This window comes from Streptomyces sp. NPDC005017 (assembly GCF_042873115.1).
In the GTDB taxonomy this organism is placed as follows: domain Bacteria; phylum Actinomycetota; class Actinomycetes; order Streptomycetales; family Streptomycetaceae; genus Streptomyces.
Map to the genome: position 1 here is coordinate 19,894 of NZ_JBIALD010000037.1, position 18,461 is coordinate 38,354.

Annotated in this window: 12 protein-coding genes and 1 pseudogene; 4 read left to right on the forward strand and 9 right to left on the reverse strand. The window is 71.1% G+C overall.

Annotated elements, in window-relative coordinates; translation table 11 throughout:
• Positions 1 to 1,067: 1,067 nt before the first annotated feature.
• Together ACFYR0_RS35080 and ACFYR0_RS35085 are read right to left on the reverse strand one after the other, a co-directional pair.
• Positions 1,068 to 3,362, reverse strand: a complete 2,295-nt coding sequence (locus tag ACFYR0_RS35080) for a hypothetical protein (RefSeq protein ID WP_389337527.1) — start codon at positions 3,360 to 3,362, stop codon at positions 1,068 to 1,070.
• Positions 3,362 to 3,883, reverse strand: coding sequence for an RNA polymerase sigma factor (locus tag ACFYR0_RS35085; protein WP_389337530.1), 522 nt, complete (start codon positions 3,881 to 3,883; stop codon positions 3,362 to 3,364). The genes ACFYR0_RS35080 and ACFYR0_RS35085 overlap by 1 nt, the downstream gene beginning before the upstream one ends.
• 265 nt (positions 3,884 to 4,148) lie before the next feature.
• Between ACFYR0_RS35085 and ACFYR0_RS35090 the strand changes: the two genes are divergently transcribed.
• Positions 4,149 to 4,322, forward strand: coding sequence for a hypothetical protein (locus ACFYR0_RS35090; RefSeq protein WP_389337533.1), 174 nt, complete (start codon positions 4,149 to 4,151; stop codon positions 4,320 to 4,322).
• Between the two features lie 362 nt (positions 4,323 to 4,684).
• Here the strand turns inward: ACFYR0_RS35090 and ACFYR0_RS35095 are convergent, their stop codons facing one another.
• From ACFYR0_RS35095 to ACFYR0_RS35115, 5 genes are all read right to left on the reverse strand, one after another.
• On the reverse strand, positions 4,685 to 5,599 hold the full coding sequence (locus tag ACFYR0_RS35095) for a FliA/WhiG family RNA polymerase sigma factor (RefSeq protein WP_389337640.1): 915 nt from the start codon (positions 5,597 to 5,599) through the stop codon (positions 4,685 to 4,687).
• 245 nt (positions 5,600 to 5,844) lie between these two features.
• Positions 5,845 to 6,417, reverse strand: coding sequence for an RNA polymerase sigma factor (locus ACFYR0_RS35100; protein ID WP_389337536.1), 573 nt, complete (start codon positions 6,415 to 6,417; stop codon positions 5,845 to 5,847).
• A gap of 526 nt (positions 6,418 to 6,943) precedes the next feature.
• Positions 6,944 to 7,177 carry a hypothetical protein gene (locus ACFYR0_RS35105; protein WP_389337539.1) on the reverse strand — a complete coding sequence of 78 codons (234 nt, stop codon included), beginning with the start codon at positions 7,175 to 7,177 and terminating at the stop codon, positions 6,944 to 6,946.
• A 343-nt stretch (positions 7,178 to 7,520) separates the two neighbouring features.
• Positions 7,521 to 8,537 (reverse strand): replication-relaxation family protein, encoded by a 1,017-nt coding sequence (locus ACFYR0_RS35110; RefSeq protein ID WP_389337542.1) that lies wholly within the window; start codon positions 8,535 to 8,537, stop codon positions 7,521 to 7,523.
• 125 nt (positions 8,538 to 8,662) lie between these two features.
• Positions 8,663 to 11,302, reverse strand: a complete 2,640-nt coding sequence (locus tag ACFYR0_RS35115) for an ATP/GTP-binding protein (RefSeq protein WP_389337545.1) — start codon at positions 11,300 to 11,302, stop codon at positions 8,663 to 8,665.
• A gap of 445 nt (positions 11,303 to 11,747) precedes the next feature.
• On the opposite strand from ACFYR0_RS35115, the pseudogene ACFYR0_RS35120 reads away from it, so the two are divergent.
• The 3 genes and pseudogenes from ACFYR0_RS35120 (at position 11,748) to ACFYR0_RS35130 (ending at position 14,121) form a co-directional block, all read left to right on the forward strand.
• A pseudogene (locus tag ACFYR0_RS35120) lies at positions 11,748 to 12,232 on the forward strand (hypothetical protein).
• 537 nt (positions 12,233 to 12,769) lie between these two features.
• Complete coding sequence (locus tag ACFYR0_RS35125) at positions 12,770 to 13,450, forward strand: class I SAM-dependent methyltransferase (RefSeq protein WP_389337547.1); 681 nt, start codon at positions 12,770 to 12,772, stop codon at positions 13,448 to 13,450.
• A gap of 155 nt (positions 13,451 to 13,605) precedes the next feature.
• Positions 13,606 to 14,121, forward strand: a complete 516-nt coding sequence (locus tag ACFYR0_RS35130) for an NUDIX hydrolase (protein ID WP_389337549.1) — start codon at positions 13,606 to 13,608, stop codon at positions 14,119 to 14,121.
• Positions 14,122 to 14,394: 273 nt separating this feature from the next.
• On the opposite strand, the gene ACFYR0_RS35135 is transcribed toward ACFYR0_RS35130, so the two are convergent.
• Both ACFYR0_RS35135 and ACFYR0_RS35140 read right to left on the reverse strand, forming a co-directional pair.
• Positions 14,395 to 15,546, reverse strand: a complete 1,152-nt coding sequence (locus ACFYR0_RS35135; RefSeq protein WP_389337552.1) for an NlpC/P60 family protein — start codon at positions 15,544 to 15,546, stop codon at positions 14,395 to 14,397.
• Entirely contained in the window at positions 15,543 to 18,461 is a 2,919-nt protein-coding gene (locus tag ACFYR0_RS35140) for a hypothetical protein (RefSeq protein ID WP_389337555.1), read from the reverse strand. Before ACFYR0_RS35140 ends, ACFYR0_RS35135 begins: the two co-directional genes overlap by 4 nt.

Here is an 18,461-nt window from a genome sequence, read left to right on the forward strand (position 1 = left end):
CGATATCAGTGCCGGGGGTCAGTGTCGCGAGATAGGCGTCGCGGTTGGTAAGGGCGAGGTGAGCGAGGCAGGCAGTACCACCGGGGACATGGATGCCGCGACAGCCCACTGGGTCCTGCGGGGTGGTGCCGTGGCCGCAGTACGGCCATGAGGGTGGAGTTGAGGACGGTGCAGGGCTCGGATACGGCATGACCGAAGGACGATCCTGCGCGCAGGATGGTTGCGCGCCCGGCGCCAACTGCGTCGGGGCTCCTGTGTCGTCGCCCGTTCGTTTCCGACGGCGACTCGGACAGGAACATTGCAGGTGCCGCACCTGCGGCATCCCCGCTGACGCCACCGGCTCCGCCGTCATGGAAGTGATCGTTTTGTGCGCATGTCGGCCGGGAAGCGGCGGCCGTAGGCCGGGTCGAGCCACCAGCGGTTGGTGTGGCCGTCATCAACGGCAGGCGCTGCAGTCCGGTCTCGAGGGCGGCGGCAGCGCCGCGACCGCGGTCATGGTTCCGTCAGGTGGGAGGCCTTCCGTTCTGGTCTGCCGGTATCGGTGGTTGACGTTGTAGCCGTGTTCACGGTCGATCTTGTGGATGGCGGCGGCCAGGTCGGCGAGATGTCGGCTGGCCGCGGAGTCGGGTGCGGGGCGCTGATCGTGACGGGTACCGCTTGGGGGCGGGCGCCGCCGAAGGCGCCGTCCGGCACGTCCTTGGCGAGCAAGCGCATCGATGGACACGGTCACGAGCGGTCCGCCTTTGCTGTCGATGGACTGTGCAGCGTGGTGCGTGTCGCGGCATGCGGGAGCGCGAGCCCGGTCTTGCGACAACCGTCGTCGGGCAGGGGGAGGCGGCCCGCGACCGCAGCTACTCCGGTCGGCTCGCGGGGTCGGCATTGGCAGGTTCCCGCACCTGTGCGGATCGTCCCTTCCTGCGGTCAGCCCGGCGGGGCGTGCGCGTCCGGGGTCCTTTCGGGCGAGGCTGTCTGTCGGCGTGCGAGCTGTTGCCTCCGAGGCCGGGTTCCGTGCTGCGGATCGCGCACTGTGATCGTCAGCAGCGGCGCTATGGGGGGCGCTTTACCGGTTAGTCCCGCGTAGTGAGGGCGGCGTGGAGTGTAGTGTCGATCAGGGCATCGGTGGCGTCGTCGGGGCGCGTGAGGGCTGGTGACAGTGAGAGCCCCAGCCGCAGGCGTTCGCGCGGAGGTAGGGCTGATCCTAGGGAGCGGCCCAGTTGCTGGGCGGTGTGCTGCGGTTGGTGGGTGAGGGCGGGCAGGTCACGCAGGGTGGCTTCCAGGATCTGCAGTCCCTGGTGCCGTCGGGGCTGGTGCTTGAGCAGCTCTGCCCAGAGCTCGCCGATCGTGTCTGCGTTGCGGGGATCTTGGGCCGCCAGCACGGCGCAGAGCAGGCGGCCGGTTGCTGCGTCGCGGGTCTGCAGCACGGTCAGTGCGGCGTCGAGGCGGCGTTCTGTGTGCCGTGCGGCGTGTTTCCCGGTCGGGTTCTTGATCTGGTGGGCGAGCGGCCGGAGCACTGCACCGGCGTCATGGCCGTTTTCCCTGAGGGCTGCGGCGAGTGCGGCGAGTGCGGCCGTCGCTTTCTCGGCCTGCTGCGAGCGGTCGAGCATGCGCAGCAGGGTGGTGACGGCGTCGGTCGGGAAACGCACACCGAGCGGCCCGCTGAACGCCGCCGCGGCTGTCGTGTGCAGTTCAGGTTCGGGTGCGGCGGCCCAGTCCCGGGCAAGGGACAGGGCGTTCGCGGCGAGTTGGTCGTCGAGGGACATGCAGTGCACTGCCAGGACGGCTGTGGACTGGCCGCCGGGGCCTGCGGAACCTGCCGCCCAGGAGGTGAGGTAGTTCTCGGTGACCTCGTGGGAGGCGGGCCGGGCGAGCAGGGCGAGGCCGGAGGCGATGGACAACTGCATCAGTCGCGGCCGGGTCTGGCCGGCCAAGAGCGTCAGCCATTCCCGCACGCTGTGCCAGTACGCCGTCGAGCCTCTGGCCCACAGCTCCTCCATCACCCGCTGCCGGTAGTGCGGGTGATGGAAGACGAGTGGGAAATGGTCGGGTGCGCCGCCCGTTCGCGGTGCGAGCAGCGTGTTCAGAGACGAGGGGGGCAGGCCGTCGGCGTCGTGCTGGACGGCCTTGGCCGATTCGTCGCGCGTGGCCGGTGCAGAGAGGGTGGCGGCCATGCTTTCCTCCAGGCGCTTCATGCAGGTCACGAAGTCCTGGTGGCTCAGACCGGTGGTGAAGGCCAGCGTGGTGATCTCGATCCACTCGTGCGCAGAGCGCGTATTGTCGAACCAGTCGCGCACAGGCTGGGCTTGGGCGGCTGTGTGCTCCAGCCAGACCTCTTCAGGGTCTGCGCCGTAGGCGATCTGGTCGGCCGCTGCGGCGATCTGTGCGATCCGGCATCCGGCGGGCATGCACGAGACAGCCCTTTCGACGGTGTCTTCGACACAGCCTGCTCGCAGGAGGCGAACGCGCAGGACGGTCGTCAAGTCGGGGAGCTGCCAGGGCAGGTGGCGTACGGATCGCAGGGTTTCACGGCCTGTCTGATTCGCGGTGGTGACCACGAGATAGGCGCCGCGGTCGCGCACCGTGTCGCTTACCCGGCGCCAGGCGTACTCTGCCGTTGAGGCCGAGTCCTCCTGCCTGTGGTCGCTGAGCAGATAGCCGACGCCGTGCTGGAACGCCAGGCGCCCGTCAGCCAGCTCTTCCAAGCTGCTGTCCGGGGAGAGCTCGACGCATTCCGTACGCTCCATGACCGTGTTGAGCAGGGCCACGGCTGCCGACCGTTTGCCCATGCCTGCCGGCCCGGTGAGTACTACTACATGGTCCTGCCGGAGGGCTTGTGCGGCGTCCTCAAAACTGTCGGGCTGGACATACTGCTCCAGGAGAGTGTTTACCGCATGGGAATCCAGACGGCCGAGCGTGCGGCGAACGGACTCGGCTTTGACGATGCCGAGGGTAGCTCTGGAAGTGTCGAAAGGGCTGTACAGGTACGGGGTGATGGGGTCATCGCCAGGGAACTCATACGGGAACGCGGCCATGTGGCCAGCGTGCGCGGGGAGTGCGCGCAGGACTTCCTGCCCGTCTTCCGGACCCTCACACTCCGAGGCACTCCTGCTTCGGGCGTGCAGGAACCGGCTGCTGTCGCTGAGTTCTTCGATGTCTCGCGGTAGTGGTGGAACAGCCACTGTGTCCAGAGCCCTGATGCGTTCCAAGAGTTCTTCATCCGCCATGAGCTCGTCCATGCCGGCAGAAGGTTCCTCGTCCTCGGCCAGATGAAGGATCCGCCAGTAATGCAGCATGGTTCCGGTGATCTCTCCGCCGCCGATCGGACGAGGCCGGCTGACTTCGAAGCCTTCGTTGACGATGGGCATCAGCGGCTCTCCCTGTCCTTCTCCACCAGCGCATCCAGCTTCTTCTTCGCCCGGCACAGCCGGACTCTCACCGCCCCGGGGGAGACGTTGAGTTTGGTGGCCTGATCCTCCTTGCTGTACCCGTACGCATCCATGAGGATCAGTAACTGATCGTCCGCGGGCAACTGAGCGATCAGCTCATACAATCGCGCCAGTTCTACGCAGCCTTCCGGCCTGCTCGCAGCCGATTCCGGGAGAACCGAGATCTCCCCCGACGGGTCACAGAGCGCTTCCCTGCCCTGCTGCTTCCGCTTGCGCCAGTAGTCAAGGAACCGTTTGCAGACCCGGTCCCAGAGGTACCCATGCGGATCTCTGATGTTGCACCATTGCCGAGCGGTCTCCGCATATGCGATCGATAGAATATCCTCCGCGTCATGCTGTGAGATCTGCCCCTTCTTGATCAGACGGCGCAGAGTTCTCCCGTAGGAAGCTCGATAGAATGCGGCGAACTCATCGGGCCTCTCAGGTGCTTCATCGCTCACCGCTCCCTGACTCCGTCATCTGCTGCTCGGTCCGGCTGCACGGAGACTACGCGGGCGTGCAGGAGGAGCCCGTACAGACCCGCTCGTAGGGACAGGACGCACGGCACCCGCCGGTTGTTACAGGGCTCGACGCCGAATTTGCGTGCCACGACTTCAGGCACATGCGCCCGTGCCCCGGCGGCGTAACGGACCGACCGCGATCTTCGTCTGTCTCTGAGTCCGCACGAAGCGGTGCCGTACGCAGAGCCGTTGGAGGCCATCGCCAATGTCCACACTCGCACTGCTCGTCGTTCTTCTCCTTGTCGTGGTCGGCCTCATGGGCTTCGCAGGCCTGGCACTTCTGGTGCACCGCCACCCGTCCTGGGCCGAGCCTGTGGTGGTGGCCTTCGCGGGCGTGACGCTGCTCTGCGCGGCCGCGAGTGTGATCATCACCCGGTGACCGCCTCTGGAGCGCCTGTGGGATTTCGGGCCCCAATCCAGGTTCGGGTCGGGCTGCACGGTGAGCATCACCCTCTGTCTGATCGCTGGGCTGTCCGTCCGGGAGGGCGGGATGCGCTACATCGCTGTGCTGCTGTGCCCGCGCCGAGGTCCCGGAAACCTGCCCCGGCGCCTGCCCGGATTCCTGCACTGGGCCCCCCAGGCAGGCATCGGCCTCTGCGAACCGTACGCCGTGAGGAAGGCCGCCTTGTCCCGGAGATCTCAGCAGCCGTGGGGCCTGCCGGCGGGCAGGCCCCACGTGCGGGGGTCCGCTCGGCCCTTCGTGCGGAGCCCTGGGATGCGGTGGGTGGCTCGGCCTGGTGCTCAGCCGTCGCCGGCTGTTGTGCTGTCTCCTTCCGTGCGCAGTGCGGAGGTTTCCAGCTTCGCCCGCAGCTGCAGCACGGCCCTGATGTGGATCTGTGCGATCCGTTTCTCGGTCACGCCGATCACGTGCCCGATTTCGGCGAATTCAAGGCCCTCGTAGTAGCGCAAGGTGATCACGGTCTTCTCCCTCTCGGGCAGGTCGTTGATCGCCCGCGCGAGCAGTCTGCGCGTCTGCCGGTCCTGCAAGAGCTCGGCTGGGATGTCGGAGCCGAGGCGTTCCAGGGTCTTTGTCATCTCGGTGCCGGGGCCGTCCGTGGCTTCGGCGCGCAGGATCTCCTCCAGTGCCCGGACGTTCACCAGCGCCAACTGGTCCATCAGCGCGTCGAGTTCGCCTGGCTCCACGCCGAGTTCGGCGGAGACCTCCGTCTGCGAGGGCGTCCGCCGCAGCCGGGCCTCCAGGGCGGCGTACGCGTGCTCCACCTGCCGGGCCCGCCGACGCGTCGACGGGGGAATCCGCTCCAGCGCCCTGAGCTCGTCGACAAACGCTTCACGGATGCGGGTGACCGCGTACGTCTCGAACCTGACGGGCCGGTCGGGGTCGAATCCCTCGATGGCCTCGATCAGAGCCATCACGCCCGCCGACACCAGCTCGGTCAGATCCACGTCGGTCGGTAGGCCGGTGCTCACCCGGTCGGCCATGTACTTCACCAGTGGCGAGTAGTGCAGGATCAGTTGCTCGCGCAGCTGCCCGTCCCCGGTCGCCCTGTATCTCCGCCACACCTCGTCGAGGCTGGAGGGTGCGGGCGCCTGCGGGTTGCGTTCCTCGGCGGCGGGCGGGGCGAGGACGGCTACGGCGACCGCGCGGGCGAGCCGTCCGTCGCCCGTATCCCGGTCGGCGGGCCGGTCCGCGGACAGCGCACCGTGCGCGGCCACGCGGTCAGCGGTGCGGCCCGCTGCGATCCCGCTCTCCTCCTGGTGCGGCGACCGCTCACCGGCCATCCATCGCCTCAGCTCGCTCAGGCCGTCGGCGGTGCCGGACGCCGGGGTCTGCGCGTCAACGACGCGGTCGAGCTGCTGGAAGAGGTCGTCGGCGGCCACCGACGGGTACGGCGCCGCAGAAGAGTCTGTCGTGTCAGGCCGCTCCTGGCTGTGACCCTGGCTCATCGCGCTGCCTCCTCTCCCGGATCAGTGTCCTCCCACTCGGAGGGAAAGACGACCTCGTCCCCCAGCTCCGCGGTGAGTGTTCTGCGTGCGTTGCGAAGATGGACCCGGACCGTGCTCTCGGTGATGCCGAGATGACCGCCGATCTCGCCGTTGGTCCACTCGCCGTGCCATTTCAACAGTGCCACGCGCCGCTGGGAACGGGGCATACCGTCGATGACCTTCCAGCACATCTGCAGCAGCACATTGGAGACTGCCGTACGAGGCGTGTCCAGGTCGGCGGCCCGCTCCTCGTCGAGACCGCCGAGGGCGCAACGGCCCGTGCTCCGCCACCGGTCGTAGACCTTGTTCCGTAACACCCGGTAAAGCCAGGCCCGTTGACCGGACTCGCCGCGCAGCTGCAACGTGTCCCACCTCAGGGCCGCGGCTTTGAAGGTCTCCTGGACCAGGTCGTGGGCCAGATGAGGTTCGCCGTCGAGGAGCCGGGTGGCGTAGTTGACCATGCCGTCGCGAAAGCGCCGGTAGAGATCTTCGATCTCGCCCCAGTGCTCCGGCGGGACGCGGGGCGTCATGACTCGCTCTCCGGCAGTTCGTGCGCACGGGCTCCCACCTCGATCCACATCCTCGAGCCAGTCATACCGCGTTCCTGGGCCACCAGGGTGCCGGGCGGTGACTGTGTCGTGACGGCAACCAAGGTCTTGCGCCGAGACCGCTCGGCGACCCCTCCCGCCACTGCGACGACGAGCAGGACACCACAGACGGGTTGCCACGCGAATCCGTCCAGCACAAAGGCTTGCCCTTCCATAGCCCACCGACGCACCAGGGCTGAGATCACGTTCATACCTGTTCATCTGCCGCCCCGGGAAAAGTGTTTAGCAGAGATCGGGGCTCAGGCCCCACAGCGCCGTTCCCGTCCCGAACACCGCCCGCCTGACGCACTTCCGTGCCCGCGCCGTCCTCAGCCTCGTCCATGCCGCCCCCTGAGCGATCACCGGGGCGACGACAACGCCGTCGACCTGCGCATCCTCACTCGGCACGGCCTGGACCTGGACTTGGCCGCTGGCCCCGCCCGACGGCGAGGAACGCCGTGTCGGCCCGTCATGGCTTGCCGGTGAGGGGAATTCCCTTGCCGGCCTGCCGGTAGCGGTGGTTGACGCCGTAGCCGCGTTCCCGGTCGATCTCGCGGACTGCGGCGGCGAGGTCGGCGAGGTGTCGTCCCGCTGCGGGGTCGGGGGTGGGGCGCTTCTTGCGGCGGGTGGTGCAGGGTCGGGCGCCGCCGAAGGTGCCGTCGGGCACGCCTTCGGCGATCAACGTTTCGGTGAGCTTCTTCACGGGCGGTCTCCATTGCTGACGGTGGACTGCGCTGTGTCGTACGCGTCGCGGCGTGAGGGGGCGGATGCCGGTCTTCAGGCGACTGCTGCCCGGCTGGCGGCAGGGGCGAGGGGCCGCTGGCCGCCCTGCGGCAGTGTGTGGCCCGCTCGGGCGGGCGGAGCTGCTCGCGGCGGGGCACTTTGTTGCTTCTGCCGTGCGGAACTGGGCTTTGGCGGGTGTGAGTTCGGCGGCCCCACCGGTGCTTCACGGGGCTGTTGTCCGCGCCTGTGGGGGATGGACTCGGCCCGTACGGCAGCGTCGTCCGCAGGACACGCTGCCACCTGCTCCCGAGGGGGAGCCCGGCTCACAGTTCGGTCCAGGAGCATGCCGGCCCTCCGGCGAGGGGCTTCCATACGTCTGCCCGCGGACCGTGCGCCTCGAGGTCTTCGAGGACGGCCGCGCCGAGGGGGACCTCGCGGGCGAGGGCTGCGACATGAGGGTGTTCACGGGTCATGGCCTGCAGGTCGTGGATGCGGCTGGTGAGGGTGTGAGGGGTGGCGCCGGTGAGGATGAACAGGATGCGCGGGTAGACGGGGTAGTAGCGCAGCCATCCAGGCCCCGGGTTGGCGTTCTGCTGGTTGCGGTGGCGGCCGGTGGGCTGGGATTGGTAGGTGTGCAGGCGGGCGTAGTCGATGAGTTTGGTGGCGAGGCGTTCGCTGCTCATGGTGGCGCGGTCGATCTCGATGAACGCACGGAGTTTGAGGCGTCCTTGCTCTTGCTCTGGCCCTTGGCTGGGGTGGTGGAGGGTGTAGCGCATGACGGCGTCGGCGATCAGTCGCTGGCCGTCGCCGATGGGGTGGGCGGTTTCGGGAGTCCAGTCGAGGTAGCCGTGTTCGTCGCCGCGGCGGGCGGCGTCGGTGGCGAAGGCGAGGTGGGCGCGGACGGTGGTCAACGTGTGGGGCGTTTTGAGTGAGGCCGCGTTCGCGGCGGTGACGGGGTAAGGGGGCCGGCCTCTGAGGGCGGGCAGGTCGCGGGTGTGGCGGGCGCCTTCGGGGGTGAGGTACCAGGCCCGCGCCCGGTGGGAGGCCGGGAGCACAATCTGGTCGACGAGGCCCTTCTCCCGCAGGGCGTTCAAGGGTGCCCAGACGGTCTGGCGTGCGGCGTGGGGGCGGAGCATGGCGCGCAGCTGGTCGGTGGTGGCGATGCGGTGCTGCGCGAGTGCGGTGAGCAGCTGGTGCGGCAGCGGGTCACGCGGACTCGGGGCCTGCCCGGCCGGCACCGCCGCACTGCCGGGCCCGTCGCCCGCGGCGGTACCCGCGCTGCCCCGCACGCCGGCACCGGTGCCAGCGCTGGTCCTGCCGTAGTCGGTGTCGGGGTTCATCGGCGGTCCTTCCTGTGAGGAGCAGCCCTTGCGCGGTTCGGGGGCGGGTGACGAGTCGTCGGGTTGCGCGCACCCCGAGAGGGCGGGCTTGCCGCGGTGTGGCTGGACCGGCGTGGGGCGGGGGCTCACCCGAACTCGGTGTCCCTTCCCGCGGTGGGCCTGGTCGTGCCGGCGCGGGCACTCGTGTGTGCGGTGAGGAACGCGGTCACGCGGGCGAGTTGCTGCGTGGCCCGCTCGTTGAGCTGGTCGAGGGGCAGAGCCTGGGCGTTGGCGTGTGCGGCGCGTTCCAGGGCTGTGGCCTGCTGGGGGCGGGCGTGGTCGGCGTAGAGGTCGTCGAGGTGCGGCCCGGCCAACCGGACGGGGCCGATGCGCTGTCCGTGGACGGTGAGGGAGACGTAGTGCTGGAAGCGTTCCATGGTGGCGACGCGTTGCGGGCTGGGATCGTCGTCCCATTCCGCGGTGACCGGTGCGATGGCGGAGACGGAGCCCGCGGTGGTGGCCAGCGTGGAGGCGTTCTGCAGCAGGGACTGGCGCACCGGTGCGGGGAGGCGGGAGAGGAGCTGGGTCATGCCGTGGACGTGGCAGCGGTATTTGCGCAGGTCCTCGAACATGGCCGCGATGGTCTCGGGGGCGGCCCCGGTGAGGGTGATGAGTTCGTCGAAGTACGGCCGGAACGGCACCCGCTCGCCTTCGGGGGTGTCTTTGCGGGAGCGGGCGGCGCGCAGCAGGTCCCGGGCGAGCAGGGAGGTCAGGAGGCGGTCGGTGGGCCCGTTGCCGCCGGGGCATATCCACACGATCATGCGGGTGTCCATGGCGGTGCGGATGTCGTAGACGCCGTCGCCCTGCCCGAGGAACGCGCGGGTGACAGGGCTGGCGGCGAGCCGGGCGAGGGGGTTGAGGACGACGGCGAACGCGTCCGGGGCCAGCGTCGGGAACACCGTCTGCCACCACGCCCGGGTCTCGGGATCGAGCCGGTGGGCGACGGCGGTCAGTGCGGCATGCCGGAAGGCGTGGTCGGTGAGCAGGGCCCGGATGTGGAAGAGGGTGGCCTGGTCTGCGGGGCGTCCGGCCCGGCAGGCGGCCTCGTTGACGGCGGCCAGGACGGTGAGGGCGGCGGTGAGGAGGGTCAGCGCGCGGGGTGCGGAGGCGTCGTCCCAGGTGAGGGCGGAGGCGAACGCGTCGGCGGTAGCTTCGACGACCTCGTGCGGCTGCTGGCCGTAGTGCAGGCCGAGCGGGTTCCACGAACTCACCCGCGGCCGCGGGCCGAGTGCGTTCAGATCGATCAGCGCGATGCGGTCCATCAGCGCCTCGTGGGCGAGGAAGGGCGCGGCCCGTGGCCAGGAGTCGCGGTGCGGGTCGACGAACACGAGCCCGCCGCCGGCGTGCGCCCACCCGATCGCCTGGGCCAGCGCCCGTTCGGTCTTCCCGCCGCCGGCCTTGCCGACCCCGACCTCGAACAGGGTCTCGGCGGCGTAGGTGGCGACGGGGCGGCGTCGGCCGTCCGGGCCGTGGTGGATGCCCTGCAGCAGCAGGGTGGGGTCGCCGAAGGTGAAGGTGGGCAGGTCGGCGGCCAGGACCGGCAGCCGGCAGTGCATGGTCGGCGGTTTCAGCAGCCCCGTCAGCTCCTCCAGCCGCGTCCAGTTCGCACGCGGCGGCCAGCACTGCCCGAGACGCCAGCGGCGTTCGAAACTACGGCGGGTGGGCCAGCGGTCCGCGCCCAGCCGCCACGGCCCCGCCCGCCACCCCCGCATCGCCCACCTGGACCGGCCCCCGAACACATCCAGCCCGGCCTGGATCTGCGCCAGCCGCGCCTCGGCCCGCCCCTCGGTGTTCGACGCGCACATCACCAGCAGTTGCACCCGCACCAGATGATCGTCCTCGGCGAGCTTGCCCAGCGCTTCCCCGGCATCGATGCGCCGCGGCACCGGCGGCATCACCAGCCTGCGCCCGCCTCCGGTCCTAGACTTGTTGTCGGACAGCAGTTGCTGCAGCTGCCAGGTCAGGGAGTCCTCGATGCGGCCCGCGTCCTGCCGCACCCACGACGCCGCCCGCCGCGCCTCCCGCTGTTCGCGCCGCCGTGCCGCGGCCATCAGCTGCACCCTTCGGGCCCGTAGCAGCCATTTCGGGGCGCGCTGGACGGCCAGGCGGATCTCTGCGAGGTCTCCGAGCTCGGCCCGCAGGTCGGCGACCGCGTCGACGAGCGGCTGCAGCGGATCCGGGGTGAGGGGGACGTCGCGCAGCGGGGCGGTGGGCTTGCCGCGCAGGATGAACTCCGCCCGCACCGTGTGCGTGCGCGGCGCGTCCGAGATCCGCCCGGCCCGGGTCACGGTGACATCCGGCCCGAACGGCGTGACCGACAACAGCCGTTCACCGCCGGCCGGGCCCTCGATCCGGTACCGCAGCGCACGTGTACCGTCCGCCCGCAGCCGGATCTGCACGCACTTCGCCCGCCTTGGTACCCACCACGGCATCGACGTCGATGCCCGCGCCAGCTGCACACCCCGGCGGAAGATCTCCTCCAGGCCGGGATCGAAGTGCCGCGACGCCACCAGCTCCAGCGCCATCCGCTGCGCGGACGCCTGGGCGGCGAGATGGCGGACGGCCCACTCGCCTCCCGCCCACGCCGCCCCGATGGCGAGGGCGAGGAGGTACCAGTGGCCGTAGAGCCAGTCGACCGCACGCACCAGCCCGACGACGAGGCCGATGGCGTCGGCTACGCCGAGTGCCTGGCTGGTCGGATGCGGGGCTGTTGCCGTGGCGTCCATGCTGCCGTTCCCTTCGAGATCGTGCGCGTGAAATGGAGGCCGGTGAGGCGGCCGTCGCTGTGGGTGCCGTTGAGGTCGGTGCCCGCCCCCATCCGATGCACCACCACCTCGCTGTCCCTGGACCCGCGGTACGCGACGGCGGCCTGAACTCGGAAGGCGGCGCGGCGAGCACCGGTGCCGTCGGCCGGGTTCAGGAGGCCACCTGCAGACGCGGTCCGCCGGCAGGCAGCTCCCCGCGCCTCGGCCGCGACAGATTGGCGGGCCAGGCCGCCGCCGGGGAACGCTGGACGGCCCGACCCCCACCCACACCTCCCGCGGTCGAAGCCGATTGCGGCCCGGGGCCTGGTGCGGTTGTCGCAGGGTGGGTGGGGGATGACGGGGTGGTACGCCCTTGGCCAGGGGAAACAGGGGTGCGGCGGCCCGGTGGGTCAGGAAGCATGACGGGGTGAGTGATCTGCTGTGGGATGACGTGAAAAGTTTCTTCGACCCGGAAGAGATGGGGTCGCTGCCGGACGTGCGTGTCCCGGACGCGTCGGTGCAGGACTGGCAGGCGGTCCTCGATCTTGTCGCGGACAAGGGCTGGACGTTCCAGTACTGCGAGGGAGGCGTGGTGCTGCCGGTGCCTCGCGCGCAGCCGTGCTGTCGCGGCCTGCGGGTGCCGAGTGCCCGGAGCTGCGGGTCTGGCCTGCTGCGGATGTGCTGGCGATCTTCCGCTTCTACAGCGACGACGAGATCGACTTCGACGTCAGCCTGCGGGAGTTGCAGGGCCAGGAGCGCCTCGATGTGTTCTGCGGCTTCCTCCGGGAGATCGGGCAGCGGTTGGGCAGACCTGTGCTGATGGAACCGGAAGGCTGCTACGGCCGACCGGTCCTCGGCTACGACACCGACACCGAACGAGTCGTCGTCCTCGCCCAGCCGCCGACCGGCTGACCGCGGCCGCCGACCGGGCCTCCCGGAAGGTTGCATCGATGACCGTCGGGACGTGGCCGTCGGCGCCACGCCCGGCAAGACCGAACAGACACGGTGCGGGATGCCTGCACCCAGCGGTCTCGCTGTCGCAGCGAACACAAGGGGCCGGCGGCTGCACCCGGTTCCGGCGGAGTCACCTGCAGCGGGACACGGCCCGCTGTGCGCGGCTCCTGCTCCTGGGCGCCGAGAGGACGACGGGCCGACTCGCCTCCCGCGACGGCTGGATGGTTCGGTCATGCACCACGCCCTCACCACGCAGCGGCCAGAGCCCCATGAGGGCCGGGGCCTGTTGCGGCCGCTGGGGGACACATCTGCGGCCGGTGACGAGGGCCGGTGCCGCAGGGAGCGCATCATCCCTCGAGAACCCGTGTGGTGCGCGTCCCTGTGGCGGTGGCGGGGTACGTGCTGGTCGCCCGGTCTGCGGGTCGCAGACCCTGGACCGCGGTGTCGTTTTAGGCTGGCGTGGGAGCCGGTCGGGATCAGAGGTGGGCGGGCAGCATGTCGCGGGACGGGCGGGAGGATCTGGCCGCGGCGCAGCGTGCGCACTGGCAGCACACCTATGGTGAGCATCCCGGCATGTACGGGGCCGAGCCGTCCGAGGCGGCGGTCCACGCCGCCGGAGTGTTCCGGGCGGCCGGTGCCCGCGAGGTGCTGGAACTGGGCGCGGGGCACGGCCGTGACGCGCTGTACTTCGCTGGCGAGGGCTTCGCCGTGACGGCCGCCGACTTCAGCCCGGTAGGGCTGGAGCAGCTGCGCGCAGCCGCGGCCGGCCAGGGCACTGCCGGGCGGGTCACCACGGTGGTCCACGATGTGCGGGAGCCGCTTCCTGTCGCGGGTGCGTCGGTGGACGGCGTGTTCGCGCACATGCTGCTGTGCATGGCCCTGTCCACCGAAGAACTCCACGCCCTGGTCGGCGAGGTTCGCCGCGTGCTGCGCCCGGGCGGCGTCTTCGTCTACACCGTCCGTCACACGGGGGACGCCCACTACGGGGCTGGCACCGGTCGCGGGGACGGCATCTGGGAGCACAGCGGTTTCGCCGTGCACTATTTCTCCCGGCCTCTGGTCGATGCCCTGGCCGACGGCTGGCGCCTGGAGGAGGTGCATCCCTTCGAGGAGGGCGGCCTGCCCCGCAGGCTGTGGCGCATCACCCAGCGCCTGCCCGAGGGATCGGCGCGTTGAGGGCAGAACGCTGCACCGTCCCGTGACCCAGGCCTCGTACTGAAGGGTCGGTGATGCGCCGCAGGCTGGCGGGGCCGTGCTGGTCCTTCCGGTGTGGGGCCGGGCGCGTTGTCGGCGGGCGGTACTGACAGTGGTGTCTGCCATCGTGACTCCCTATGGGTGAGTTGGTGGACCGGGTGGACGAACGGGATGTGGTGCTGGGTGTGGTGGACCGGGAGGAGGCGGTCCGCAGCCGGTGGCTGCACCGGATCGCGACGGTGGTCTGCCGCGATGGTGAGGGCCGGTTCCTCGTCCACCGCCGTCCCGCCGGGATGAGTCGTTTCCCGGGGCAGGTGAACTGGATGCTCGGGGGAGCGGCGGGTGTGGGTGAGTCGTACGAAGAGGCCGCCGCACGGGAGTTGGCGGAGGAGCTGGGCGTGATAGTCCGGCCGCGTTTCGTGTTCAAGTTCCTGTGCGACGGGGTGATCAGCCCGTACTGGCTCGCCGTCCACGAGGCCGTCATCACCGGGCCCCTGCGGCCCGATCCGGAGGAGATCGCCTGGTACGCCTGGGTCACCGAATCCGAACTGGCGGACATGGCCGGCCGGGAGGACTTCGTCGCGGACGCCCGCGAGGCCTTCGCCCGCTACCGCGCCCTCCCCGCCCGCCCCGCGCACCCCGGCGCGAGCTGAGCCACGGCCGCTGACCGCCGGACGGCGGCCGCGCTCTGGCGGTCCGGCAGCGGGCTACTGCAAGCCAGTGGTCGTGGCGACGCCGCCACGGTGGGCCGGCCGAAGGGTGTGGCGGTTGCGGCTGGTGGACCGGCGCTGTGTGCGGGCGACGGTGGTGTCGCGGTCGGCGTCTGCCCGCCGCTCGGCATGCCCAGCAGGGTGACCCGGTCACCGTCAGCAGCCGGGTGGCGAGCGTCAGCGCGGTCGTCGGGGATGGTGTGGGCGAGGCGGCGGTCATAGCAGTCGTGCTCCTCCCGCGTAGCCGGACATGGAGCTGACCGGGTCGAGGCGCACGGTGGTGCCGGGGCGGGCGGCGTTGATCATGCGGCCGCTGCCGGTATAGATGCCGACGTGGTAGATGCTCGCGTCGCGGCCGGGCGCGTGGGCGAAGAAGACGAGGTCACCCGGCTCGAGTGCGGTGATACCCAGCCCGGCGGGGATGCGCCGGCCGATACCGGCCTGCGCAGCTGCGGTGCGGGGCAGGCGGATCCCGGCGCGGGCGTAGGCGTAGACGGTCAGCCCGGAGCAGTCGAAGCCGTTGACCGTCGTACCGCTCTTCCCGCTGGGGGAGCAGCAGATACCGTACGAGGGCCCGTCCGTGTTGCCGCCGCCCCACGAGTACGGCACCCCGCGCTGCGCGAGCGCGCTCTCGAGGACCGTGCGCACGGTCCCGGTGATGCCGTTCAGGCCGGCGTCGTCGGCGGCACGCGTGTACTGCCCGATCCGGCCGAGGACGTCGGCCAGGTAGGTGCGGGAGTGGTTGTACTCCAGAATCGCGGCCTCGAGCTGCGGCTGCCTGGTGAGGTCGCGGCCGTTTCCGCACAGGTAGACCGCCGCGCCGAGGGCGGCGTCGTCGGCGTTGTGCGGGTCGGCGACCTGGTCCCCGTTGGCGTCCTGGCCGGTGGTTGCCCAGGTGGAGGGCAGGAACTGGAACGGCCCCACGGCGCGTTCGCCGGTGGCGGTGCCGTCCCAGCGGCCCCGGTCGGTGTCGGGGAAGGCGGTGGTGTTGCCGCCCTGCCCGGAGCCGTTGAGGAGGACCCCGTAGATCTTCGGACGGATGTCACCGCCCGCCGTGATGCGGTGTCCCACCGCGTGGTTGGACTCGATCTTCGCGATCCCGGCCAGGACGGGCCAGCGCATGCCCCTGCACCGCGGCACCAGCCGGCCCACCCGCTGCACGGCGTGCTTGTAGGCGGTGAGCATCCTCGGCGGGATGTCCGCCGAACTCCCGCCTCCGGCAACCGGCCCGCCCACGCTCGCCCGGGCCTGGAGTGCGGTGTAGGCGGTGATGGCGTTGCCCAGGGGCACGGCGCAGGATGCCGCCGCGCCGGCCAGCAGTACGGTCGCGCATGCCCAGCGGGTGATACGCCGTCGTGCGCGGCTCATCCGTCTTCTCCTTTCGTGTCCGGGGGTTCGGGTCGGCGGCTGTCCGTCGGTCGTGGGGGCCGGGGCGGTCGGGGCGGTCGGGGCGGCCGTGGTGGGGTGGGTGGGGTCTGGTTGGCGGGGTCGGTGCGGCGCAGCAGTTCCCGGAAGCGTTCCTCGGCCTGGCGGCGGGTCTCGCTGCGCGGTGTGCGGCGTCCGGGCAGCGCGGAGCCGGCTGGTCGTGTGCCGCCTTGCGGTGGTACCGACGCGGGGCGGGGGTTCGGTTGGCGTGGAGGTAGCGGCGTGCTGGTGGGGTCGGGTGGGGGAGGGGCCGGTGGGCGTGGTGTGCTGCCCCGCAGGCGGGGAGGCGGCGCAGAGGATGCGCCGCTTCGGCCCGGCTGAGCCGTCGGCCGGGCCGGTGGTGGTGGCGGTGCGGGCCGGGGCTGCGCCGACGGGCGCCGGGTCTGGCCGGTCGTGTTGGGGCGGGTCGGCGGTGGGGGCAGGGGCGAGTTGCTGTCCGGGCCGGAGGCGCGGGGGGCCGCAGCCGGGGTGGGTATGCGGCGGTTGGTGAACGGGGCCGGCCCGCCGTGGTCGCCGCCGTCCCGGACGGCCCGGGCGGCATTGCGTGCGGCGTCACCCCAGGCACGGCCGTCCTCTCGGACTGTGTTGCCCCAGACCCTTACCTGCTGGCGCGCGTCGTGGGCGTACCGGCTGGCACCCGCCCGTACGCGACGGGTGGTGGTGGGCAGGCCGGCGGTGGTGGCGTAGGCGGTGCGGGTGGTGCGGTTGAGGATGCGGTAGCCGCGCAAACGCACCAGCCGGTTGTGCGCCCGCGTCGCGAGCAGGGTCCGGTCGATGTTCTGGTCATGGAGCACCGCGCCGGTGGCGCGGTCGACGATCTGTCCGTCCTCGTCGCGGTGCCGGTCGCCCGGCCCCCGCGGCCGCAACGGACCACCCTGCCCACCACCACCAGGACCGGCCGGCCCGCCAGGTACCGCCGGGTTGTCGTCGCCGTCGGCGGTGGGCCGCTGCCAGCGCGCGAGCTGTTCCCGGTCGGGGCGCCGCCCGATGAGGAGCCAGTGCCCGCCGCGAGCCGCGAGCCGTGCGCCGAGTCCGGCGACCGCCGCTCCCGCGGTGAGCGGGGCCAGGCCGCGGCCGGCCTCGGCGCTGGCGTCGGACAGCAGACGTCCGGTGTCGACGGGCATGCCCGTGCCGTCCGCCATCGAGGCGAGCGCGCCCATCAGCCGCTGCCGCGTCCCGAGAAGCCCGAACCGGCCCCCGCCACCCGTCAGTGCACGCATTCCGCCCGGTGAACCACCGAGCGCCGACGGCGAGTTCATGGCGAGGGCGGCGCCGAGCTCGGAGGTGTCGCCGGGCAGATGGGTACCGCCGATCTTCGCGTACCGCATCCGCATCGCCATCCGACGGCCGAACCCGGAAACCCCGGCCAGCAGCCTGCGGTGCAGGGCCGCGCCGACAACAGCCATCGCGACGATGAGGAGCATCCGTTCGACCATGAGGTCGGGGCCGTCGGTGATGGTGGCGTCCACGGCGATCGCGAAGAACGGGATGAACGCACACACCCCGACGACGGTGAGGCAGGCGATGCCCCACAGGGACAGCCACTTCCACACCGACTGCCGCGCCGGGCCGGGCAGCATCGCCGCCACGAACGCCACCCCGGCCCCGGCCGCCGCGCCCGCACAGGCTGCCTGGGTGCCGAGGAGCACGAGCGCGGAGGACAGCATCATCCCGGCGATGAACAGCGCGGCCACCAGCAGCAGGAGGGCTCCGCCGATCCGCCACCAGGTCGGCTTCCCTGCGTAGGCGGCGCTGGCCTTGCCGACCTCGCCGGCCTTGTCCAGGTCGGCGAGGAACGCGGCGAACTCGCGGTCCTCCTCACTGACCACCGCGTTCGAGGCGTCCAGCAGCTCCCCGCCCGGCGTGAGCGCGGGCAGGTCCTCGGCCGCGCTGTCCCCGGCCCGCTCGCTCTCGCAGTACTTCCTCGCCGGTTTCACCACCAGACGGCACGGATCGCCCCCGCCCCCGCCCCCGCCACCGCCGCTGGCGTCGGCCTTGTAGCCGCCGGTGACCCATTTCAGGTGGACGGCGTAGGCCTGGCGGTCGGCAGGTTTGCCGGGGTCGAGGATGCGCCCGTACTGCAGCAGCATGTACGGCTTCACGACCAGCGCGTTCGTGATCGAGTCCTGCAGCGGCCGCGCCACCTGCGCCGCCGACACCGGCCCCTCGCCCTCACGCTCGAGGCAACTGAGTTCCTGCCGGCCCGCCATCCCGTCGCACGGACCTCGACTGGCGAGTTTGCCGCCCCAGTCGTAGGAGTTGACGGACTGCTCGGCGACCTCCGCCGCCACCTGCGTCGACTGCCCCAACGGCCCGTCGGCGGCGAGCAGGGTGTCCGGGCGGATCAGGGTGGAGGCGGCGAACGCGGCGATCAGCAGGGTCAGCACCATCTCGCCCAGGCCGCGGCCGATGCGGCCGCGCACGAGCATGAAGCCGGTGAACACGAACGACCACGCCAGCAGCAGCCCCTTGAGACCGAGGGTGTCGACGACGATCGTGTTGTAGGTGTCGGCGGCCTTCTGCGCGGGCGCGACCAGCAGCTTCAGCAGCGGGAAGCGGAACGCGACCTCGACCGCCCACCCGGCCAGCCCGACCAGCAGCCGGATCAGCATGAACAGCCCGGACAGCGCGAAGGCCAGCGACTGGGTCCTCAGGCTGACGATCGAGCCGCCCTCGGCGTTCAGCTCGTACCCGTCGATCGGCACCCCCTCGGACGAGGAGATGTTCAACGGCGCGAGCAGGTCACCGGTCGCGTTGCCGTCGGCGGCGTGGACGACCTGCGCGTTGACCAGCACGAAAAACACCGTGAGCAGCAGAACCGAGCCGATCGAGCGGAGGGATCCGCGGTCTGGACGCAT